Source organism: Rhizobium sp. USDA 3886 (assembly GCF_056279785.1).
In genome coordinates, this window is sequence record NZ_JBWCDC010000003.1 from 2525894 (window position 1) to 2546585 (window position 20692).

Annotated in this window: 19 protein-coding genes and 2 pseudogenes; 7 read left to right on the forward strand and 14 right to left on the reverse strand. The window is 61.8% G+C overall.

Annotated elements, in window-relative coordinates; translation table 11 throughout:
• The first annotated feature begins 4 nt into the window (after window positions 1-4).
• From ACZ9BX_RS35205 to ACZ9BX_RS35225, 5 genes are all read left to right on the forward strand, one after another.
• A complete protein-coding gene (locus ACZ9BX_RS35205) occupies window positions 5-592 on the forward strand; it encodes a VOC family protein (RefSeq protein WP_476222966.1) in 588 nt (195 codons plus the stop codon).
• An 87-nt stretch (window positions 593-679) separates the two neighbouring features.
• The gene (locus tag ACZ9BX_RS35210) at window positions 680-1378 is read left to right on the forward strand and encodes a type 1 glutamine amidotransferase domain-containing protein (RefSeq protein ID WP_476222967.1); all 699 of its coding nucleotides are present in this window, start codon (window positions 680-682) and stop codon (window positions 1376-1378) included.
• 146 nt (window positions 1379-1524) lie between these two features.
• Window positions 1525-2235: an SDR family NAD(P)-dependent oxidoreductase gene (locus ACZ9BX_RS35215; protein WP_476222968.1), complete on the forward strand. Its 711-nt coding sequence runs from the start codon at window positions 1525-1527 to the stop codon at window positions 2233-2235.
• Between the two features lie 12 nt (window positions 2236-2247).
• Entirely contained in the window at window positions 2248-2487 is a 240-nt protein-coding gene (locus ACZ9BX_RS35220; RefSeq protein WP_476222969.1) for a tautomerase family protein, read from the forward strand.
• Between the two features lie 132 nt (window positions 2488-2619).
• Window positions 2620-2781, forward strand: coding sequence for a hypothetical protein (locus ACZ9BX_RS35225; RefSeq protein ID WP_476222970.1), 162 nt, complete (start codon window positions 2620-2622; stop codon window positions 2779-2781).
• 306 nt (window positions 2782-3087) lie between these two features.
• Here the strand turns inward: ACZ9BX_RS35225 and ACZ9BX_RS35230 are convergent.
• The 3 genes and pseudogenes from ACZ9BX_RS35230 to ACZ9BX_RS35240 form a co-directional block, all read right to left on the reverse strand.
• A pseudogene (locus tag ACZ9BX_RS35230) lies at window positions 3088-3435 on the reverse strand (type IV toxin-antitoxin system AbiEi family antitoxin domain-containing protein); the annotation flags it as partial.
• A gap of 199 nt (window positions 3436-3634) precedes the next feature.
• The gene (locus ACZ9BX_RS35235; protein WP_476222971.1) at window positions 3635-4720 is read right to left on the reverse strand and encodes an alkene reductase; all 1086 of its coding nucleotides are present in this window, start codon (window positions 4718-4720) and stop codon (window positions 3635-3637) included.
• 129 nt (window positions 4721-4849) lie between these two features.
• Window positions 4850-5638 (reverse strand): SDR family NAD(P)-dependent oxidoreductase, encoded by a 789-nt coding sequence (locus ACZ9BX_RS35240; protein ID WP_476222972.1) that lies wholly within the window; start codon window positions 5636-5638, stop codon window positions 4850-4852.
• A gap of 112 nt (window positions 5639-5750) precedes the next feature.
• On the opposite strand from ACZ9BX_RS35240, the gene ACZ9BX_RS35245 reads away from it, so the two are divergent.
• Window positions 5751-6329 carry a TetR/AcrR family transcriptional regulator gene (locus ACZ9BX_RS35245; RefSeq protein ID WP_476222973.1) on the forward strand — a complete coding sequence of 193 codons (579 nt, stop codon included), beginning with the start codon at window positions 5751-5753 and terminating at the stop codon, window positions 6327-6329.
• Window positions 6330-6551: 222 nt separating this feature from the next.
• Entirely contained in the window at window positions 6552-7802 is a 1251-nt protein-coding gene (locus ACZ9BX_RS35250) for an RNA-guided endonuclease InsQ/TnpB family protein (RefSeq protein ID WP_476222974.1), read from the forward strand.
• A gap of 81 nt (window positions 7803-7883) precedes the next feature.
• Here ACZ9BX_RS35250 and ACZ9BX_RS35255 read toward each other — a convergent pair.
• The 11 genes and pseudogenes from ACZ9BX_RS35255 to ACZ9BX_RS35305 form a co-directional block, all read right to left on the reverse strand.
• Window positions 7884-8024 (reverse strand): annotated as a pseudogene (locus tag ACZ9BX_RS35255) (alpha/beta fold hydrolase); the annotation flags it as partial.
• Window positions 8025-8089: 65 nt separating this feature from the next.
• Window positions 8090-9709, reverse strand: a complete 1620-nt coding sequence (locus ACZ9BX_RS35260) for a GMC family oxidoreductase (protein WP_476222975.1) — start codon at window positions 9707-9709, stop codon at window positions 8090-8092.
• A complete protein-coding gene (locus ACZ9BX_RS35265; protein ID WP_476222976.1) occupies window positions 9706-11226 on the reverse strand; it encodes an FGGY-family carbohydrate kinase in 1521 nt (506 codons plus the stop codon). Before ACZ9BX_RS35265 ends, ACZ9BX_RS35260 begins: the two co-directional genes overlap by 4 nt.
• A gap of 31 nt (window positions 11227-11257) precedes the next feature.
• Complete coding sequence (locus tag ACZ9BX_RS35270) at window positions 11258-12100, reverse strand: class I fructose-bisphosphate aldolase (RefSeq protein WP_476222977.1); 843 nt, start codon at window positions 12098-12100, stop codon at window positions 11258-11260.
• Window positions 12073-13821 carry a glycerol-3-phosphate dehydrogenase/oxidase gene (locus ACZ9BX_RS35275; protein ID WP_476222978.1) on the reverse strand — a complete coding sequence of 583 codons (1749 nt, stop codon included), beginning with the start codon at window positions 13819-13821 and terminating at the stop codon, window positions 12073-12075. Before ACZ9BX_RS35275 ends, ACZ9BX_RS35270 begins: the two co-directional genes overlap by 28 nt.
• 12 nt (window positions 13822-13833) lie before the next feature.
• Window positions 13834-14829: an aldo/keto reductase gene (locus ACZ9BX_RS35280; RefSeq protein WP_476222979.1), complete on the reverse strand. Its 996-nt coding sequence runs from the start codon at window positions 14827-14829 to the stop codon at window positions 13834-13836.
• Window positions 14826-15833: a sugar-binding transcriptional regulator gene (locus ACZ9BX_RS35285; protein ID WP_476222980.1), complete on the reverse strand. Its 1008-nt coding sequence runs from the start codon at window positions 15831-15833 to the stop codon at window positions 14826-14828. Before ACZ9BX_RS35285 ends, ACZ9BX_RS35280 begins: the two co-directional genes overlap by 4 nt.
• 1 nt (window position 15834) lies before the next feature.
• On the reverse strand, window positions 15835-16824 hold the full coding sequence (locus ACZ9BX_RS35290) for an ABC transporter permease (RefSeq protein ID WP_476222981.1): 990 nt from the start codon (window positions 16822-16824) through the stop codon (window positions 15835-15837).
• A 22-nt stretch (window positions 16825-16846) separates the two neighbouring features.
• Window positions 16847-18373, reverse strand: coding sequence for a sugar ABC transporter ATP-binding protein (locus ACZ9BX_RS35295; RefSeq protein WP_476222982.1), 1527 nt, complete (start codon window positions 18371-18373; stop codon window positions 16847-16849).
• A gap of 64 nt (window positions 18374-18437) precedes the next feature.
• The gene (locus tag ACZ9BX_RS35300) at window positions 18438-19466 is read right to left on the reverse strand and encodes a substrate-binding domain-containing protein (protein ID WP_476222983.1); all 1029 of its coding nucleotides are present in this window, start codon (window positions 19464-19466) and stop codon (window positions 18438-18440) included.
• A 222-nt stretch (window positions 19467-19688) separates the two neighbouring features.
• Window positions 19689-20588, reverse strand: a complete 900-nt coding sequence (locus tag ACZ9BX_RS35305; protein WP_476222984.1) for a LysR family transcriptional regulator — start codon at window positions 20586-20588, stop codon at window positions 19689-19691.
• Window positions 20589-20692: the final 104 nt, after the last annotated feature.

Consider the following 20692-nt stretch of genomic DNA (forward strand, 5'->3'; position numbering starts at 1 on the left):
AACTATGACAAATGCAGGAGCAGACATGAGACTCGAGGTGGCCGTTATCCCTGTATCGGATATCGATCGCGCCATGCGCTTTTACGATAGCCTGGGTTGGAGGCTTGATGCCGACTTCGTCAGGAAAGATGGGTCTCGCGCCGTCCAGTTCACGCCTCCCGGCTCACCCTGTTCGATCCATTTGGGTAGCGCAACAGGCCTTTTTCTCATCGTGTCCGACATCGAAGCCGCGCGTGCGGAACTCGCCGAGCGCGGTGTCGAAGTCAGCGAGGTGTTCCACAGCGGGGATGGGCCTGGCCGAGTCCAGGGCGCGGATCCGGAGCGGCGCAGTTACGCCTCATTCGCCTCATTCAGCGATCCAGACACCAACAGCTGGCTGCTCCAGGAGGTGACCGCGCGGTTGCCTGGACGCGTCGACACCGACAACACGACATTCAACTCGTCTGCGGAGCTTGCATCAGCGCTCCGTCGCGCAGCGGCTGCGCACGGCGAGCACGAGAAACGCACTGGCGGTCAGCACGATGAGAATTGGCCGGATTGGTACGCCGAATACATCGTGCGGGAACAGGCCGGCGAGGAGCTGCCGGCATGACTGAAGACCCCCGTTCGCCAGCGAGCTTATTGCTGCGTTGTCTATCGTTATGGGCACCGCACCAACAATGATCAAGGAGAGTTGGCAATGAAGATCTTGATGGTACTGACGTCGCACGATCAGCTTGGCAATACCGGAAAGCCAACCGGCTTCTGGCTTGAGGAGTTCGCTGCCCCTTACTACGTGTTCAAGGATGCGGGGGCCACCGTTACCTTGGCCTCGCCGAAGGGCGGCCAACCGCCGATCGATCCCAAGAGCGATGAACCTGGCAACCAGACCGACGCTATGGCGCGGTTCAAGAGCGATCCGGCGACACAGAAGGAACTGGCGAATACTGCGAGGCTCAGCGGCATTCAAGCGGAGGACTATGACACGGTCTTCTATCCAGGCGGTCATGGACCGATGTGGGACCTTGCCGATGATCCAACGTCGATCGCTTTGATCGAAGCCTTCCACAATTCCGGCAAGCCGGTCGCTGCTGTCTGTCATGCTCCGGCGGCTCTACACAAGGTCAGTTATCAGGGACAGCCCATTGTGAAGGGCAAGCGGGTTACGGGCTTTGCCAATTCCGAGGAGGAAGCCGTGCAACTGACCGAGGTGGTGCCGTTCCTCGTCGAGGATGAGCTTAAACGATTGGGCGGCCTCTATGAGAAGGCTGCCAACTGGGCTGATTTCTCCATCGTCGACGGGCGACTGATCACCGGCCAGAATCCGGCCTCGTCCGCCTCCGCTGCAAGGCTGCTGGTCAAGTTGTTACAAGCTGAACCTACGGTCGCGGGCAACTAGCTACAGGGGACGGTCGCTCGCTCTCTTTAAGATAGCCCCTCAGTAGTTATTCGCCCAAGTTGTGGGGTCGATACATCAGAAGGCGGGCTGACAGGCTAGGCTCCCGGCAGCATTCCGCCAGCCGGTAGATGTTATGGAGGCTCAGCATGGACAGTGAACGAAAAGTGGCGATCATAACCGGCGGCTCGCAGGGCATTGGTGCGGGTCTCGTTAATGGTTATCGGGATCACAACTTTAGGGTCGTGGCAACATCTCGCTCAATCGAACTAAGCAGCGACGCGGACATTCTCACTATCGCAGGCGATATAAGCGATCCCGAGACAGCCGAACGTATTGTACGGGAGACAATCTCGCGCTTTGGCCGCATCGACACCCTTGTCAACAATGCCGGCATCTTTATTGCCAAGCCCTTCATCGAATACACAGCGCAGGACTTCGCCTCGAAAGTCGCAACGAATGTCGCGGGCTTCTTTTATATAACGCAGCGTGTCGTCGTTGAAATGCTTAGACATGGATCCGGCCACATCGTCAGTATCACGACAAGCCTGACCGATCAGCCGGTTGCCGGCGTTCCTACGGTGCTTGCCAACCTAACCAAGGGCGGCATCAACTCGGCCACCAAGGCACTCGCCATCGAATATGCCGCAAGGGGCATACGGGTGAATGCCGTTTCGCCCGGCAACATTAGTACCCCGCTGCATCCTGTTGAGACCCACGAATTTCTCGCGGCGATGCATCCGGTCAAACGGATGGGTGAGATTCGCGACGTCGTCGGGGCCGTTCTGTACCTGGAGTCCGCGTCCTTCGTCACCGGCGAAATCCTTCATGTCGACGGTGGCCAGAGTGCCGGCCATTAACGGAGTTTACCCATGCCTATCGTCACCATCCAAGTTACGCGGGAAGGATCCGCTCCTGGTCGCGATTCCGTGACGCCAGAGGAGAAAGCATCCTTGATTGCCGGAGTGAGCCAACTCTTGTTCGATGTTCTTCACAAGCCTCTTGAGGCGACCTTCGTGGTCATCGAGGAGATTGAACTGGAGAACTGGGGTTGGGGCGGCCTGCCGGTGGCGGAATACCGTAAGCAGCTCGCCAAGACTGGCGGTCAGTGACGGCAACGAGCAGGTGAACGCCATGATTATCAAATCTGCACAGAACAGTCCGATCCTGGTGACCGGAGTATAGATGCCATTGGCGGCCATCTCACCGCAATGCTTCTTGCCAAGGGGAATAAGGTGTGCGCCTTGGTTCGGCGGGAACCCGGCGCACCCGCCACATGCTCCAGCGCTAGCCACGACGCCTCCGGGCGCACCGCCGCGCGCGGCGATGCGGCGGGCATCGAGCCCCGGAATGCCGCCGTTGGCGCCGCCGGTGATACGATCCAGCGTTTCATCGATCTCGGCTAGGCACTCCGCGCGGTCACGGACCGGCAAGAAGGTCAGGTCGATATCGACCGAAAAGCCGGGGCGTCGCGATAGAAGAGATTGATCGCGGTCCCGCCCTTTAGCGCAAAGACCTTTTCCGCTGCGATAAAGGGTAGAAGCCGCACCTGCAGCGCGACCTGGCGGCATAGGCTTCACGGGCCATCGGCAGCTCCTGTTGAGGTTTCGACGGACTCCGAAGGGACCATGATGCGGTAGCGGGGGATGGATTTTGCCGCCCTTCACCAGGGCGCGGTCGCCCGTGCCGAGCTTGAAGTCGTCGGGATTAAGGCGTTCACGCCAGGAATGTTTGTGGCGATCCGCGAACACGAAGAACAGGCGCCTGACCTTGATCTTCCGGCAGCTCTGCAGCAGCGCCGTCAGACGGCGCGGATTGAGCGTGGCTAGCGCCTCAAACACCATGTCGAGATTGTGGAAGCTCTCATGGGCGGGCAATTCGTCGATGGGTTCCAGAATGGCGCGCTCCGGTGACGACATGCGGATCGCCCAGCCCCATTGCGTCGTAAGAGCGTTGCCGGACTTGTTCTCGGTAAGGCCCACGCTCGGGTCGCTGAACAAGGACGTGCCGCGAGTGGTGAGACGCGCGTTGAGTTTCAGGCGCGGTAGCCATGACGGGATATCGTCGCCCTAGAGCCACACAGGTGTAGGAGCGCCAGAGGCAGGTAATGGCGATAGCCCTGCTCGCCGAGGGCGGTGATACCACCGGCATGGATCTTGTAGCTCATGATGTCGAGAGCAGGAAGGTCTGCCAGTCGAGCGGGGCCGGCTGCGGCGCCGGACGACGGAAGACGCCGCGCAGCAGCGCGGCGGCGGTGCGTCAGGCGCGGCTCGCGGCGGCGATGGAGGGATAGTCGGTATATCCTTCGGCACCGCCGCCGTAGATGGTCGCCGGGTTCACCTCTGCCAGCGGAACAGCAGTCTTCAGCCTCTCCACGAGATCAGGATTGGCGATAAATGGCCGGCCAAAGGAAAAGAGATCAGCCTCGCCCTTCGTCAATCGCGACGTTGCGAGTTCTAAGTTGTAGCCGTTGTTTGCAATGTAAGTGTTCCCAAACTTGGCCCTGAGCTCGGCGTAATCGAACGGAGCAACCTCATGCGACCCGCCTCGCGCACCTTCAACGACATGAAGATAGGCAATATCCATCTGGCCAAGTTTCTCGGCGATGTAGTTGAATTGAGCCTGCGGGTCGGTCGACCTGACGCCGTTGACCGGCGAGATCCGGACCCCCGTCCGCTGGGCACCGACCTCTGCAGCAACAGCGGCAGTGACCTCAAGTATCATCCGTGCACGATGTTCGATTGAGCCACCATAGGCGTCAGTACGGGTGTTGGAACCATCCTTGATAAACTGTTCCATCAGATAGCCATTGGCGCCATGGACTTCGACACCATCGAAGCCTGCAGCAATTGCGTTGGCGGCGGCGCGACGAAAGTCTGCAATGATGCCATGCATCTCGTCAAGTTCGAGGGCGCGAGGTTCGGACACATCGGCGAACGCATTGTTCACGAAGACCTTGGTCTCAGCCTTGATAGCGGATGGCGCGACCGGGGCTTGCCCATTCGGCTGCAGATCGACATGCGAAACACGACCCACATGCCAGAGCTGCAGAAAGATGTGTCCGCCCTTGGCATGCACTGCGTCGGTCACTTTCCGCCACCCGGCGATCTGAGCTTGCGTATAAATCCCCGGTGTATCCTGATAGCCCTGCCCCTCCTGCGAAATCTGCGCACCTTCCGATATTATCAAGCCTGCTGTCGCGCGCTGGGAATAGTATTTCCCGGCAATATCACCCGGCACGAAGCCGGGGCCGGCTCTGTTGCGGGTCAAAGGCGCCATGACGATACGGTTCGCAAGCGTCAGGGTACCGAGCTTATAGTGTTCAAAGAGTGCGTTATCAGTCATTGCAGGTCCTTCGTCTGGGGCTGGTGAACCTCTGTCAGGTCAGGATTTCGCGCCGGGAGCTCAGCACAGGCCGGCCGGCCTTTTGCGGCATGCCTGTGTGAGCTAGGGCGCGTTCTACAGGAGGCGCTACTATTGGGCGGAGCGATAGCGTTCTGCCGCACGGACCTGCGCAAACCCTGGGATCATCGCTTGGCGCGCAGCGTGATAGGCTTCCCATTGGGCGACATCGTGCAGCGGCGGGATGGTGACGGACTCGCGCCTGTCGAAGCCTGCCAAAGCTGCATCCACAAGTTCGCCCACTTCCATCACGCCCGGAAGCGTGTTGACGTCAATGCCGACAAGCTCCCAGAGCTCCGTCCGCGTCGCCGCAGGCAAAACTGCTTGCACATAGATCCCCTTGGGACCGAGTTCGAGACTGAGCCCTTGGGAGAGAAACGTCACGAATGCTTTGGTCGCACCGTAAACTGACATTCCGAATTCCGGGGCAAGACCTACGACCGAGGAGACGTTGATGATCGCGCCCGAGCCCGCCTCGATGAAGCGTGGCGCGGCCGCACTGGCGAGGCGAGCAACCGCCGTCGCATTGAGTGCGATAAGTTGAGCGACATCATTTGCAGCTTGATCCACAAATGTCCCTCCCAGGCTCGCACCGGCATTGTTGACAAGAATTCCGATCCTTTGATCGTCGCGCAGTCGCGTTTCCACGGCCGCAAGATCATCGGAATTTGTGACATCGGCCTGCAGAATGTCGACCGTCACGCCGGTTTCGTCGCGGATTCGTCCCGAGACAGCCTCCAGCCTTGCCTCATTGCGGGCGACCAGTACGAGATCGTGCCCACGCCGGGCGAAACGTTCTGCATATGCCGCTCCAATACCCGAGGACGCGCCGGTGATGAGGACCGTGGGAGTTTCAGCCATTGCCTTGTTCTCTTTCGATGAGTGCTATATATTTATGATGACGATACTAATTACGCCCTTAAAGTGATGGCTATCATAAAAAAGTCAATGGCAGACATGGAGAAATCTCAAAATGAAGATTAGCCGCGAACAGATGGCCAAAAACCGCCAAAGGATCCTGGAGATCGCAAGCCGATTGTTTCGGGAGAAAGGATTTGAGGCAGTCGGCGTCGCAGAGGTCATGAAGGCCGCGGGCCTCACGCATGGCAGCTTCTACGGTCATTTCAGCTCGAAGGATGACCTCATCGTCCAGGCGCTTGCTCACGCGCTTGGCCAACGCAATGGCGCGACACTTCCCCTTCGCGCATACATGGAGGAGTATCTATCGCCGCGCCATCGCGACAACAGGGCTGGTGGCTGTCCAATTTCCGGACTTGCCGCCGACACGCTGCGCCAGACACCAGAGGCCCGTGCGGCGTTGACGGACGGCGTGCGAACACAGATAGACTGGATGAGCGAGAAGGTTGAAGGGCCTCCCGAAGCCGACCGCCGCCGCCGGGCGATCGCAAGCTGGTCCGCGATGGTCGGGGCAACGATCCTGGCACGGGCGATGGTCGATCCCGACTTGTCGAAGGAGATATTGACGGAGACGCTCGCCTGGATTGATGACGGACCCGGCAGACCTACTTCCGCACTTTCAGAACCTCAATGAGGAACCATCGGGGCTGGTTCCCGCGTCATGCCATCGCCGGCTTCAAGACCATCAGCACGCCCTATAGCGGACCGCTTCGATGACCATCAGCAGTCACTGCTTGATCGGAACGTGTCCGCCGCAAACCTCGTCCTTCAGGGCGGGGTAAGGCGGACGGGACGCCGTTAACCATGTTCCGGTCCGGCATCCGCCGGCGCTTGCGGAACATATGAAGAACGTCCTATGGTCGTTCCGATGAAGGAACGGGTGGGCTACCGATACAGGATCTACCCGGACGCGCGGCAGGCGCGGCTGTTCCGCCAGACCGTCGGCTGCTGCCGCCTCGTCTACAACCTCTGCCTCGAGCAGCGGAGCACGGCGTATGCGATGCCGTCCCGGCACCGCCTGTCCTCGTTCGACCAGATCAAGGAACTGCCGGGCCTGAAGGCCCATCTGCCGTTCCTCAAGGACGTTCCGAACCACTGCCTGCAGCAGGCGGCCGTCGACCTCGACAAGGCGTTCAAGAACTTCTTCAAGGGCCACGCGGCGTACCCGAAGGCGAGACGGAAGTTCCAGAACGAATCCTTCCGCTTCCCAGACCCGAAGCAGATCTCCTTCGGTGAGAAGGGAATCCTGCTGCCGAAGGCGGGCTGGGTGAAGCTCGTTCTCCATCGGCCCTTCCTTGGCGAGGTGAAGAACGTCACGGTGTCCGCCGACGGCGACCACTGGTACGTCGCGGTGCAGACCGAGCGTGAGGTCGACGAGCCTGCGAGCGTGCTCGACCTGCCGGATCTCGTCGAGCTCGGGGGCGACCTCGGCGTGGTCAACGCGCTCGCGCTCTCCGACGGCACGGTCTACGACCTGCCAAGAATGACCGAGAAGGAGAAGCGCAGGGAGGCGAACCTCGCCAGGCGCGTCTCGCGCCGCAGGAGGGGTTCGAAGAACCGTCTGCGGGCGCAGCGCGATCTCAGGCGGTTCAGGGCCAGGATCGTCCGGCGCAGACGGGACGCGAAGCATAAGATGACGACCGACGTCGTCAGTCGCTGCGACGTCCTCTATCTCGAGGACCTGAAGCTGAAGAACATGACCGCCTCGGCCAAGGGGACCGTCGAGGAGCCGGGCACCAACGTCGCGCAGAAGTCCGGACTGAACCGGGCGATCCTCGACGTGTCGCCCGGAGCGACACGTCTGCAGTTCGAATACAAGATGCGCCGCCGCGGCGGCGCCGTCTTCTACGTCAACCCCGCACGGACGTCGCAGCGATGCGCCGAGTGCGGGCATGTCGATCCGAAGAACCGGATCGACCGCGACCGGTTCGAATGCGTCAGATGCGGCCACGCCGCCTGCGCCGACCACAACGCCGGCCGCAACATTCTTCATCTGGGCCGCAAGGCCCGAACCGGAGGACATCCGGGGATGGCCTGTGGATCGAACCTCGCTGGAGGTCGGAAGCAGGAAGAAGACGGTAGCAGTCAGGTCGCGCAAGCGGCCTGATCAAGACCAGAAGCTCCGGCCTTCAGGCCGGGGGGTAGTCACGACGTCTACACGTTCGGAAAGCGTGCCGCACGAAGGGACCGGGTGTGGTCCTTCATCACGATCTGCCTTGCGCTCCTTCAGTCTTCCCAGAAAGGCTTTTGCGGCGCGGCGACCATTAGTCGTAGAGGTGAAGAACGGGTCGAATTTCGGCTGCGTCAGGAAGCCCTTGAACATCAAAGGCCTCACCGCGATGGAACGTGAACGTTAGCGCCGGCTTCGAGAACATTTCCGATTAATGTTCGCAATTACTTCAGCATGATTTCCGATGCCTTCTCCGCGATCATGATTACCGGTGAGTTCGTATTGCCGGAGACAATCTTCGGCATGATTGAGGCGTCGACAATACGCAACCTGCCGATCCCTTGCACACGCAGCTTCGGGTCCACCACCGCCAAAATGTCATTCCCCATCTTGCACGTGCCGACCGGGTGAAAAATGGTCGTCGCGATATCGCCGGCCCGGCGGATCAGATCCTCTTCGCCGTCGTGCTCCCGCCCGGGAAGCATTTCCTGCGGCCGGAAGCGCGCAAGCGCCTTCGTTTTCATAAGGGTGCGAGCGTGGCAGATGGACCGTGCCGCCAAAATCCGGTCGCCGGCGGTGGAGAGATAATTCGGGCGGATTTCCGGCGGCAGCGCCGCGTCGCATGTAGTCACATGCACCGTGCCGCGGCTTTCGGGTCGGAGATTGCAGACGGACACCGTGACAGCCGGATAGCGATGGAGCGGCTCGCCAAGCCGGTCGGTGCTGAGCGGCTGGACGTGGTACTCGAGATCGGCCGTCGAGACCGCCGGATCGCTCTTGGCAAAGATACCGAGTTGGCTCGGCGCCATGGAGAGCGGGCCGGACCGGCTGATGGCATATTGCAAACCCATGCCGGCGCGGCTGAAGAGACTGTGATAGAGCTGGTTCAGCGTGCGCGCGCCTTCGATCTTGAAGACGGTGCGTATCTGAAGGTGGTCCTGAAGGTTCTCTCCGACACCCGGAAGATCGTGGTGGACGGGAATGCCGATGGCGGAGAGCACCTGCGGCCGGCCGACGCCCGATAACTCCAGGATTTTCGGCGAGTTGATCGCGCCAGCCGACAGCACGACCTCCCGGGCTGCACGAGCGACACAGGGGCGCCCGCGATGCTGGAAACGCACGCCGGTGACCGTCTTTTCGTCGAATTCAAGTCGCTCAGTTTCGGCGCCGATGAGCAGGCGCAGATTCTTGCGTTTCATTGCCGGCCGCAGGAAGGCTTTTGTTGTGTTCCAGCGCACGCCGCCGCGCTGGTTGACCTCGAAATAACCGGAGCCCTCGTTGTCACCGTTGTTGAAGTCGTCGGTCTTCGGAATGCCGAGCTCTTCCGCCGCGTCGCGAAAGGCGTCGAGGATCGGCCAGGAGAGTCGTTGGCGCTCGACGCGCCATTCGCCGCCGGCGCCGTGCATGGCGGACGTGCCACGATAGTTATCTTCTGACTTCAGGAAGTAGGGCAGGACGTCGTCCCAGCCCCAGCCCTCGTTACCGGCCTGGCGCCAGCCGTCGTAGTCGGCCGCCTGTCCGCGCATGTAGATCATGCCGTTGATCGACGAGCAGCCCCCGAGGACCTTACCGCGCGGATAGTTCAGCGCGCGGCCGTTGAGGCCGGCTTCCGCAGCCGTCTTCATCATCCAGTCGGTGCGCGGATTGCCCATGCAATAGAGATAGCCGATCGGCACATGGACCCAGTGGTAGCGGTCGCTGCCGCCTGCTTCGAGCAGCAGGACCCGGTTCCTCGGATCGGCCGACAGGCGGTTTGCCAGGACGCAGCCGGCCGAGCCCGCACCGACGACGATGAAATCGTAGCTGCCTTCGTCCACGGGCATTTCAGTGCTGTGCATAGTCATGCCACAGATCCCGCCACCTGGCCCGAAAGCCGCCGCCAGAGCGGGGTCATCGCGTCTGCAATATCCTTGTACAGCGCATAGCGCGTGTTGTAGTGCGCGGCCAGCGCATCGTTCGGCCTGTAGTGCCGGTCGACCCGCACCATGGCATCCGCCCCTTCCGTGAAATTTGCAAAGAGGCCGACGCCCGTTCCCGCGGCAATCGCTGCCCCCAGCGCACCCGTTTCCTGCGAGACAGCGACGGAAACCGGCATGCCCAGCACATCGGCGAATATCTGCGGCCAGAGGCGGCTGCGCGATCCGCCGCCCGACAGCACGGCCTCGTCGAAGCTGGCTCCCGCCTTGCGGATCGTCTCGATATGCTGGCGATGCCCGAAGACCACGCCTTCCAGAAGCGCGCGGACCAGGTGCCCCTTGCCGTGCCAGCCGGCAACTCCATAAAAGCCCGCGCGCGCATGGCCGTCCTGCTGGGCACCGTAGAGATAGGGATGATAGAGCGGATCGTCGGATGCCGGCTCGATCGCCGCCGCCAAAGCGCAGCAGGCGTCGAAGGGCGACATGCCATCCAGATGTTCCCCCTCGAAGAACTCCCGCACCAGCCATTCCAGATTGGCCGCCGAGGTCGCGCTGTTTTCCATCGCCATGTAACGGCTGCGGTCGAAAGTCGAGGACATGAAGACCGGCCCATCGAGGACAGGGCCATCGATGATCACCTGGTTGATGCTCCACGTCCCTGCGATGATCGAGGCGCTGCCGGTGCGCGAAACGCCCGAGCCGAGCGCTGAGGCGACGACGTCAAACAGCCCACCGATGACTGGGGTGCCAGCTGCAAGTCCGGTTTCCGCAGCAACCTCTTCCGTCACGGTACCGGCGATGTCGGCGCTTTCGATGAGCGGCGGCAGCAGGTCCATGCAGTCGGCCAGCCCATAGGCAGCCATCAGCGTCTGGTCGTAGCGGCGGGCGGCGAGATCAAGCAGACCGGCGCCGGACATGTCCGACACCTCGCTGACGCGGCGGCCGGTCAGACGGTTGACGACGAAATCCTTGGAAAAGAACACTGTGCCGATGCGCTCAAAAAGCCCCGGCCTGTGACGCTTCAGCCAGGCAAGAAGCGTTGGCGTCTGTGAGGGCCACGGGCGCTGGCGGCCGATCGGATAGGTCCGGTCGCCCACACCTTCCGCCGCCCATTCCTCAACGAGACCTATCGCCCGCGTGTCGAGCGACTGGATGCCGAGGAGCGGTTCGCCCTCCCGGTCGAGCGCATAAAGCCCGTTGCCATGGCCGGCACACCCGATAGCGGCGATATCGGTCGCCGCGATGCCCGCCTTGTCCAGGCAGGTGCGGATGACACACTTGGCATTCGCCCAGAGCTCGCTGAGATTGCGCTCGACATGGCCGGGGTATGGCATGCGGCTGTGGCCCTCTTCCCCCGCATGCGCCAGTTCCCGGCCCCTCCGGTCGAAGATTACCGCCTTGATCACGGTGTTGCCCGCGTCGATCCCTAAAAGATAGTCTCCCATTCAAAACCCCTCCCAAGGTTCGGTTAGGCCATCAGCGCTGCTGATAGAGCGCGACGGCGTCCTCGCCGCTCGCATCCTCGTGCACGATCGCCATGAGCCCGCGCACCACGGCGCTCGGATTGGCATGTTGGTAGATGTTGCGTCCATAGACCATGCCCATCGCGCCCTGCCGCATCAAGGCCGCGGACTTGTCGAACACAGCGCGCAGGTCTTCCTTGCCGCCGCCGCGCACCAGAACCGGGCAGCGCGCCGCCTCAACCACGCGGTGGAACTCCTCTGTATTCGTCGTCGGGTCCGCCTTGATGATGTCCGCGCCCATCTCACGGGCAAGCCGTGTCAGCGTGACGATCTTGTCGGCATCGCCATCGACCATGTAACCGCCGCGCTCGGTGACCGGCTGCATGACGAGCGGCTCGATCATCAGCGGCACGCCGTACTTTTCGCAGTCTGCCCGCACACGAGAAATGTTCTGCACGCACTGGCGGAACAGATCCGGCTCGTCCGGCAGCATGAAGAGGTTGAGCACCACGCAGACGGCATCCATCTGCAACGCGCCGATCAACGGCTCCGCCTCGTTCTGCAACACCGCCCACATGTCGCGATGGCGGATCCGGTTATAGGGGTTGCCCATGTCGATGCGCATGACGAGCGCCGGCTTCTCCTTGCCGGGAATGTCCTGCAGCAGGTCGGCTTGGCCGTAGTTCATCTGGATCGCATCGGGTTTCGCATCGACCAGCGCTTTTACGACAGCCGGCATGTTCTCCAGTCCGTCGAGGAAGGACGGTTCATTGCACACGCCGTGATCGATCGCCACATCCAGGCAACGGCCGTTGCCGAACAGCCGGTTCATCCGGATCTTGCGGTTGTCTCGCATAGTACGCTCCTTTGTTTGTTCCTTGCGGAAAGGGTTGCCTCCGCGACGCCGTGTCGCTCGCGCATGAGGGTGAGAAAACGGGTGCGCTCTTCGGCCTTGCGCTGCTGTGGCCAGCCTTTTTCGTCAGCGAGGAGGTCGAGCGCAACCTCGGCCATGTCGAGGGAAAGCTCACCGGTGATGGCGAGTGTTGTGCGACGAAGGAGCAGGTCATCCAGATGCTCCACCGCCTCCGTGCGGATGAGATGCAGGAGCTCGCGGTCGCTGTAGCCGGCATGAGGCAAGAGGTTGTCCGGCCCCGCGGCGGTGAAGCGGACGACGTCCTGCGCATCTGTGCCGTAGCGCTCGAAAAGCGTTGCGGCGCGATCGAGGGAAAGGCCTGTCGAATCCGACAGGTCGCGGATCCAGCCGCTACGGTCGTTCGGAAATGCCCGTCCGCCGCCGAAAGTGCGATCCGCTGTATGGACGCTGCGGCTCCAACCAAGCCGTTCCAACGCCATGTCGGCGGCGAGTTCGCCGAAGGAGCGGAAGGTCGTCCACTTGCCGCCAATCATGCAGAGCACTGGCGGTTCGCCATCGCGGCCTTCGAGAACGGTGCAGAAATGGTCCCGCGGGATGCGGCCGGTGAAGCTGTCATTGCTTGCCGGCAGCGGGCGCACGCCGGCGAACTGGAAGACAATCTCTTCCGGGCGGATGCGGACATCCGGCAACACGAAGGCGAGCGATTGCAGGATATATTCCCGCTCGTCGGCCTCGCAGCGCACCTCGCCGGGGTCGTCCACCCGGATATCTGTCGAGCCGACCAACACCTTTCCAAGATAGGGAAAGAGGATGCAGATGCGCCCGTCGTCATTCTCGTAATAGATCATGTGGCCGTCGAGCATGTCGCGCAGCCCCACATTGTCGATGATGAGGTGCGAGCCCTTCGTGCCGCCCATCAGCGGCGCGGGACGAGCTGTTTCAGAAAAGAGCGCATAATTGGCGATGTCGATCCAGCCGCCGGTCGCGTTGATCACCAGCGCCGGCTTGATTGCCAAGGTTTCGCCCGAAATCCCGTCGTGCAGCAGAAATCCTCCAGCCGGAGCATGTTCGATCGTCGCATAGTTCAAGGCGCCGGCATTCGGGCCGGCCGAGAGCCCATCGCACAGGAGCTCGATGCCGACGCGCTCCGGGTGACTCACCCAGGCATCGTAATAGGTGGCGGAGTTGCGGATCGCCGGGTTGAGCGCCGGCCATTTCGAAAGCGTGCTCCTGCGTCCCCGAAACTGATGGCGCGGCATCAGGGCACGCTTGCGCGTCAGGAAGTCGTAGATGCTCAGTCCAGCCTTGATGGCGACGGCGCCGCGGCGGCTCGGCCGGCGGGTGAGCCCCAGAAAGCGCACGATGCCATTGGCGAGACCGGAAAAGACATCGAAGATCGGCACCGTTGTCGGGAGCGGGGCGACATAGTGAGGGGCGTTGCGCAGCAGCCGGTCGCGCTCGACGAGCGATTCCCGCACGAGGTCGAACTCGCCGTTTTCCAGGTAGCGCAGACCGCCATGCACCATGCGCGAGAGCGCGGCGCTGGCGCCGGAGCAATAGTCGCCCTTTTCCACGATGAGCACGTTGACGCCCTGCAGCGCCAGCTCGCGGAACACGCTGAGACCGTTGATACCGCCGCCGAGGACGCACACGTCCACCCTCGGGCTCCGGCGAAGCCCGTCCAATGTCTCTTCACGGTTCATGTTGACAATCCGTTATCCGTCCATGTTGGCCAGCTTCGCCGATAGGGCGGAATCGATGGCAGCGAGATCTCCCGCAGAAAGCCGAAGCGTGCCGGCCCGCGCGTTGTCGAGTGCCTGTGCCGGGTTACGCGCGCCGCAAAGGGCAAAGGTCACACCTGGCTGCGCCAGCGTCCAGGCGATCACCGTCTGGACGATGCTCGCGCCGTGACGCTCCGCGACGGGCCGGATCGCCTCGGAGAAATCGCGAACCATCTGCCGGTTGGCGACGGAAAAGCGCGGGTTGTCCTTGCGCTGGTCGTCGCCGGAGAAGATCCGATCCGGCCCAATGGTGCCCGAAAGAAGCCCGAGCGCCAACGAGGAATAGCTGAGTGTCGATACTCCGTCTGCAAGAGTGAGCGGCAGCAGGTCCGCCTCGATCTCGCGATCAATCATGCTGAACCGCTCCTGGATCGCGTCAAGCGAACCAGAAGCTATGTACTGCTCAAGCTCGGACCGCTTGACGTTGCTGGCGCCGATGGCGCGAATCTTGCCCGCCCGCTGCAACTCCTCCAGCGCCGCGACGGTCTCCTCAATCGGCGTCGTCGCGTCCTGCCAGTGAGTAATATAGAGGTCAATATAGTCCGTGCCGAGCCGCCGTAGGCTCTCCTCCACCTCATGGACGATCGAGTCCCGGCCGAGATAGCGGTGAACCGGCTTTCCGTCCTGGTCGAAGAAGTGATTGCCCTTCTGTGTGTGCCAGACGAGGCCACATTTCGTGGCGATCACCGCCTTGTCGCGCCTGCCGGCAAGCGCCTTGCCGAGGAGTTTCTCCGCGCGGCCGAGCCCGTAGGCGGGCGCTGTGTCGATGAGCGTGACGCCGGCGTCGAGCGAGGCCTGGATGGCGGCAACCGATCGCGCCTCGTCGGTTCCGCCCCACATCCAACCGCCAATCGCCCAGGTGCCGAGCCCCACGGCCGACGCCATGACGCCGGAGCGCCCGATCTCTCGGATCAGCTGTTCGCCGCTCATGCCGAAACCCCTTCCTCGGATGCAATTTCAAGAATGCGGGCCCCGGTCGCCTCGTCGGTGACGAGCGTGTCGAGATGCTTGCCGCGCAGGACGCTGAGGATCGGGCCTGCCTTGTTCGGGCCGCTGGCGACGCCGATCTTCATCGGGATCGAGGCGAATTCCGGCAGGGTGAGCGACACCAGCGAGCGGTTGAGGCTGTAGTCGCAGACCCGGCCCTGGTCATCAAGTAGGTGGGCCAGCAGTTCGCAGCTTGCGCCCGAGCGCTCGATCGCCACCCGATCAGTACTGGAGGAAGGATGCAGGTCGTAATAGCTGGAGTCGTCCGTCAGGATCGAGCCGATGCCGACCACCGCCACCTTCGCCTCGCGCGCACGTTTGAAGACGTCGGCGACCGAACGCATGTTGATCAGCATCGCCCGCTGCTCGGCATCGTCGGCGAAGAGGGGCGCATGAATCTGGTAGGAACGTCCGCCGAGCCGGTCGGCCATCAGGGTCGAAACATGGTTGACGTCGGTATAGTGCTTGCCCTGTACGCAGCCAGTTGCCGGAATGACCTCGACATCAAAACGGCGTGGCGGTTGCAGACCGGTGACGACGGCGCTCACCCCTTTGCCGCCAGTAATGCAGATCGTGTCGCCGTCGCGGATCTCCTCCATCAGCAGGCGAGCCGCCGCCTCTCCGACCGCGTGGAGCGCGGTCTGCGGATTGTCGGAGACGGTCGGGACCACGATCGCGCGGCTGATGCCGCCGAGTGCCAGAAGCCGCTCCTCCATGTCGACCAGCGGCTCGACCGGGGACTTGATCTTAATCTCGACGAGGCCGAGCTGACGGCCGCGTTTGATGAGGCGGTTGACCGTGGCTTGCGAGATGCCGAGCTGGCCGGCGATCTGTGCCTGCGTCAGGCCCTCCATAAAGTGCAGAACGAGCGCCTGGTGCATCTGGCGGGCGATGACGATCTCCTCGCGTGGTGCTGTCATCTTGGGTTTCAGTTTGGCAATTGGCATGTCAGGCAGCCTTCTGCTTGTGCAGGAAATGGTCGATGGAAACGGCAGCGAGCAGAATGCACCCCTTGATCATGTCCTGCCAATAGACCGAAACATTGAGCAGGATCAGAGAACTGGTGACGACAGAGAGAAGCGCGATGCCGAGGATGGCACCGAGTATCGTCCCCGAGCCGCCGTTGAGCGAGGCCCCGCCGATGACCGCCGCAGCGATGATGTTGAGTTCCATGCCGACGCCGAAGGTGGGGGTCGCCGCGCCGAAGCGGGACATGTAGATGACGCCTGCGACACCGGCGAGCGTGGAGCAGAGAACCGTCACCCAGAATTTCACCTGATTGGTCTTGATGCCGGAATAAAGAGCAGCCTTCTCGTTGCTGCCCGTATAGAAGACTTTGCGGAAGACAGTGGCCCGGCGTAGCAGGAAATCGAATAGGATGACGACCGCGACGAAGATCAGGATGACGTAGGGCACGCCGTAAAAAGTGCCCTGCCCTACCGCCTTGAAGCCCGCCGGCAGCGTGAAGAGCGAGAGCGGCGTACCCTTTGTGATGATGAGGCAGAGGCCACGGACGATCACCATAGCCGCAAGCGATGTGATGAAGTGGTTGAGACCCACGACCGTCACAAAGAAGCCCATGATGCCACCGATGGCGCTGCTTGCGAGGATGCCGACGAGCGAGGCCGTCCACGGGTCGAGCCCGGCGAGGAAGAGCGAGCCCGAGAGCACCATCGCAAAGCAGACGACGGAGCCGACCGCGAGGTCGATGCCGCCGACGATGAGCAGGATCGTCATGCCTACGACGACGATGCCTTCAACGGAAAAACTCATCAGCATGGCGCGGAAATTGCCAAGTGTCAGGAAGTGTGGCGAGGCAAAGCTCATGATCACGCAGAGCGCGAGGATGATCGCGATCAGCCCTGCCTCGCGCATTGTGCCGATGCGTTTGAAGGACGATGTCTTCGGCGCGCCTGTCGCCAACGTGTCGATTGTCATTCCCGTCTCTCCCACTTTATCCTCAGGCGGCATGGCTCGCCGCCTTGGCCGTTCCCACCCCCGATGCGAGGCGGATCACGGCCTCCTCCGTCATCTCGTCGGGGCCGAGCTCGCCGGCGATGCGCCCCTCCCGGATGACAAGCACGCGGTCGCACAGCCCGAGGAGCTCTGGCATTTCGGAAGAGATGACGATGATGCCGATGCCCGACCGCGCAAGCTCGCGCAACAGGCGGTGAATTTCCGCTTTCGCGCCGACATCGATGCCTCGCGTCGGTTCGTCCATCAGGATGACCTTCGGCTTCACCGCAAGCTGCTTGGCGAGCGCGACCTTCTGCTGATTGCCGCCGGAGAGCGATTTGACCGGCGCCTCAATGCCACCCATGCGAACCGACAGCCGACGCGCGAAATCCTCTGCCAGTGCGGCTTCCGCACGACGGTTTAGCAGGCCGATCGGATTGGTCAGCGACTTAAGGTCCAGCACGGAGATATTCTGTGCGATGGACATTTCTAGAAACACACCCGACCCCTTGCGGTCTTCGGAGAGATAGACGATGCCGGCCTTCACGGCATCGGAATAGGTGCGGATCGGCTGCGCCTTGCCATGCAGGCGCAGCGCACCCGCCGAGCGCGATCTGAGCCCGCAGATGCCTTCGGCGATTTCCGTGCGACCGGAGCCGATGAGGCCCCCGATCCCGAGGATCTCTCCCTTGCGCAGGTTAAAGCTCACATCATGGAAACGCTCGCCGTCGTCGATATTGTCGACCTCCAGGATCGTCTCCCCGGACGCGCCGTCCGCACCGAGCTTGTCTGGATAGAGCTGCGTGATCTCGCGCCCCACCATGCGGCGCACCACGTCGTCTGGCGTGATGTCGGCGATGTGGCCGGTACACACGCAGCGGCCGTCACGGAACACGGTAACCCGGTCGCACAGGCTGAAAATCTCGGCCATGCGATGGCTAATATAGATGATCGAAATGCCGTTCGCCTTAAGGTCGCGGATGATCGCAAAAAGCCGCCGCGCCTCGGTTTCGGTCAGCGCCGCGGTAGGCTCGTCCAGGATCAGCACGCGGCAGTCGAGCGTCAGAGCCTTGGCGATCTCGACGAGTTGCTGGCTGGAAATCGGCAGGTCCGCAACCTTGCGGCGGACGTCGATGGCGGCAAGACGGTTCATGACGGCCTGTGCATCGCGCTCCAGGGCGCGATAGTTCATGAAGGGAGCATTGCGGCGGTTGGTCGCCGCCATGAACATGTTTTCGGCCACCGTTGCATCCGGGCAGAGCGCGATTTCCTGGTGTACGAGCCCGATGCCGAGCGACTGGGCCGCGGCGGGGGAGGATATGCGCACGACCCTGCCGTCTACGCGGATTTCGCCTTCGGTCGGCTGCAGCACGCCGGCGATGATGTTCATCAGCGTCGATTTGCCGGCGCCGTTCTCACCGCAAAGCGCATGGACTTCGCCGCGCTCCAGCGTGAAATCGACGTCAGTCAACGCCGTCACCGCCCCGAAATGCTTGGTCACGCCATGAATGGTGAGCACCGGCTCCGCCATCGTCTTCCTCCCTCCCCGTCTGGACCGTCCGCACCCGAGGGTGCGGACGGCGATCCTCAGAAGCTTATTCCTCGATGCCCTTCGTGCCGCGACGCTTCAAGTACTTGTCCCAGTAGAAATCGTCGGCATTTTCCGCCGTCACAATGGACAGGCCGTTATCGACGACCGGGATGCTCATCGGGTTGAAGCCGGAGCGCTTGGCGTCGTTCATCGGGTCTATCAGTTCCGGATGCTTGGCGAACCACAGCAGCATGAAGCCCATATAGCCCTGCATGCCCTGGTTCGGGTTGATCGAGCCGAAGACTTCACCGGCCTTGATCATGTCGAGGATGTTGGCATTGACATCCGCGCACATGACGAGGACCTTGCCGCCGCTCTCCTTGCTTGCCTGCGCGGCGCCGATGGCCGAGTTCGCTTCGGGCATGAAGACCGCGCCGAGGTTCGGATTGGCCTGAATAAGGCTCGAAAGCCCCTGATAGGCCTTGGTCGGGTCCTGATTGGAAGCCGCGCGACCGGCGAGCTTCATGTCCGGCCACTTCTCTTCCATGCGGGCGATAAAGGCGGCGATGCGCTTGTCGTGGTTATCCTGGCCCGGATTTTCGAGAACCGCATATTCGCCCTTGCCGCCCATCTTCTCAGCGATCGCGTCGGCGGCATAGGTGCCTTCGCGGGTGTTGTCCGAGGTAATGAAGGAGACGCGCTTGGAAAGCGGCGCGTCGGCCGCAAACGTGACGACCGCCGTGCCCTGGTCGATCGCGCGGTTGATCGGCTCGATGAACGGATCGGAGTTCATCGGATGCACGAGAATGCCGGCCGGGTTCTGCGCCAAGGCTTGGTCGAAGGTGGCGATCTGCTTGTTGACGTCATATTCCGGCGTGCCGGTATATTCCGTCTCACAGCCGAGCTGCCGGCCGGCCTGCTTAAACATTTCATAGACGGGAAACCAGTATTCCACGCCCGACACCATGACGTTCATGACGTATTTTTCGCCCGGCTTGCAGCGGAACGAGTTCTCCGTTTCGGCGGCCGCGGAACCGGCAAAAAGCGTTGCCGTAAGGACCGCCATCGCGGTCGTGCTGAAAAAAGTGCGCAAGTGTCCTCCTCGAGGCCGAAGCCCCTCCCAAAAGCCCGAAGGCGCCAAATCGACGCCGGTGATCGCTGTGATGACCGGATTTCCTCCTCGAAGTCCGGTATGGGCAGCTAAACGCAAGGCGCAGCGCATGTCAATATAATTCATGTGGTGAATTATAATTCATGCTGTGGAAACTCGACGCGACGATCAGCTCGAGCGGCTTCCACTCTATGTCTGCGAAGATTATTCCATTGCAGTCATAAACGCCGGTACCTGTTGTTCGAAGAACTTCGAAAACGAGGCAATGCGCGGTGGCAGCGCCTGGTACGGCGGATAATATAACGTCAACCATAGGTTTGGCGGCGACCAATTTTGCAGGACATGAACCAGCCTCCCTGTGCGCAGGTGCTCCGCTACGTGGAACTTCGGCAGCATGGCCACGCCCGTACCATCGGCAGCCATGCTCGCAAGTACTTCTCCGCTGTTGGCACTGAACGCCCGGCCGGCAGAGAGGATCGCGCTGCCGCTGCCATCCGACAATGTCCAGTTCTCACGTTTGCTCTCACCGCTGTAGGCGAGGCAATCATCCGGCGACAGCTCGTTCGGATGTTCAATGCCCACAAATCGGCTTCCTGGCGCAGCTACGAGAATGCGGCGCACGACGCTGATCTTCCGCCAGATCGTGAACTTGTCGGACGGAGCGGCGGAGATGCGGATAGCGAGATCGTAATCGTCGTCGATGATGTTTACGAGACCGTCCGCCAAGGAAATCTCGAAGCTAATTTTCGGATAGCGCTCCCTGAACGCCGACAGGATCGGCGGCAAGACTTGCTGGCCGAACCAAGTCGGCGCGCTGATCCGCAGTCGGCCATGATCCGCCTTGTGGGTGTTCATGACGTCCTTCCGGGCGTCTTCGAGAACCTTCACGGCTGGCTGTATCTGTGCGGCAAAGATCGCGCCGTCCGTCGTCAGTGACACCTGCCGCGTTGTGCGAATGAAGAGTTGAACACCGAGATCACCCTCCAGGGCCGCGATCGCCCGTGTGACCGCCGCCGGCGTCATGTCCAGTTCGCGTGCTACTTGTGCAAAATTCCGTTTTTCGGCAGCCAGCAGAAACGTTCGAAGGGCCTTGTAGTCGTTCATTTATTATTTCACCCTGCGCAATTCATTGACAATTATTATTGCAATTCCGGCGGGCGATCAACTGGCATAGATTTCTAATCACACGAGCCGAACAACCACGGAAA

Bases quoted from the DNA above. Each gene is read 5' to 3' on its own strand.
- ACZ9BX_RS35220 (WP_476222969.1), top strand. From the start codon at position 2,248: ATGCCTATCGTCACCATCCAAGTTACGCGGGAAGGATCCGCTCCTGGT.
- ACZ9BX_RS35210 (WP_476222967.1), top strand. From the start codon at position 680: ATGAAGATCTTGATGGTACTGACGTCGCACGATCAGCTTGGCAATACC.
- ACZ9BX_RS35290 (WP_476222981.1), bottom strand. From the start codon at position 16,824: ATGACAATCGACACGTTGGCGACAGGCGCGCCGAAGACATCGTCCTTC.
- ACZ9BX_RS35305 (WP_476222984.1), bottom strand. From the start codon at position 20,588: ATGAACGACTACAAGGCCCTTCGAACGTTTCTGCTGGCTGCCGAAAAA.
- ACZ9BX_RS35250 (WP_476222974.1), top strand. From the start codon at position 6,552: ATGGTCGTTCCGATGAAGGAACGGGTGGGCTACCGATACAGGATCTAC.
- ACZ9BX_RS35285 (WP_476222980.1), bottom strand. From the start codon at position 15,833: ATGCCAATTGCCAAACTGAAACCCAAGATGACAGCACCACGCGAGGAG.
- ACZ9BX_RS35295 (WP_476222982.1), bottom strand. From the start codon at position 18,373: ATGGCGGAGCCGGTGCTCACCATTCATGGCGTGACCAAGCATTTCGGG.
- ACZ9BX_RS35235 (WP_476222971.1), bottom strand. From the start codon at position 4,720: ATGACTGATAACGCACTCTTTGAACACTATAAGCTCGGTACCCTGACG.
- ACZ9BX_RS35270 (WP_476222977.1), bottom strand. From the start codon at position 12,100: ATGCGAGACAACCGCAAGATCCGGATGAACCGGCTGTTCGGCAACGGC.
- ACZ9BX_RS35245 (WP_476222973.1), top strand. From the start codon at position 5,751: ATGAAGATTAGCCGCGAACAGATGGCCAAAAACCGCCAAAGGATCCTG.
- ACZ9BX_RS35265 (WP_476222976.1), bottom strand. From the start codon at position 11,226: ATGGGAGACTATCTTTTAGGGATCGACGCGGGCAACACCGTGATCAAG.
- ACZ9BX_RS35215 (WP_476222968.1), top strand. From the start codon at position 1,525: ATGGACAGTGAACGAAAAGTGGCGATCATAACCGGCGGCTCGCAGGGC.
- ACZ9BX_RS35280 (WP_476222979.1), bottom strand. From the start codon at position 14,829: ATGAGCGGCGAACAGCTGATCCGAGAGATCGGGCGCTCCGGCGTCATG.
- ACZ9BX_RS35275 (WP_476222978.1), bottom strand. From the start codon at position 13,821: ATGAACCGTGAAGAGACATTGGACGGGCTTCGCCGGAGCCCGAGGGTG.
- ACZ9BX_RS35205 (WP_476222966.1), top strand. From the start codon at position 5: ATGACAAATGCAGGAGCAGACATGAGACTCGAGGTGGCCGTTATCCCT.
- ACZ9BX_RS35260 (WP_476222975.1), bottom strand. From the start codon at position 9,709: ATGACTATGCACAGCACTGAAATGCCCGTGGACGAAGGCAGCTACGAT.
- ACZ9BX_RS35240 (WP_476222972.1), bottom strand. From the start codon at position 5,638: ATGGCTGAAACTCCCACGGTCCTCATCACCGGCGCGTCCTCGGGTATT.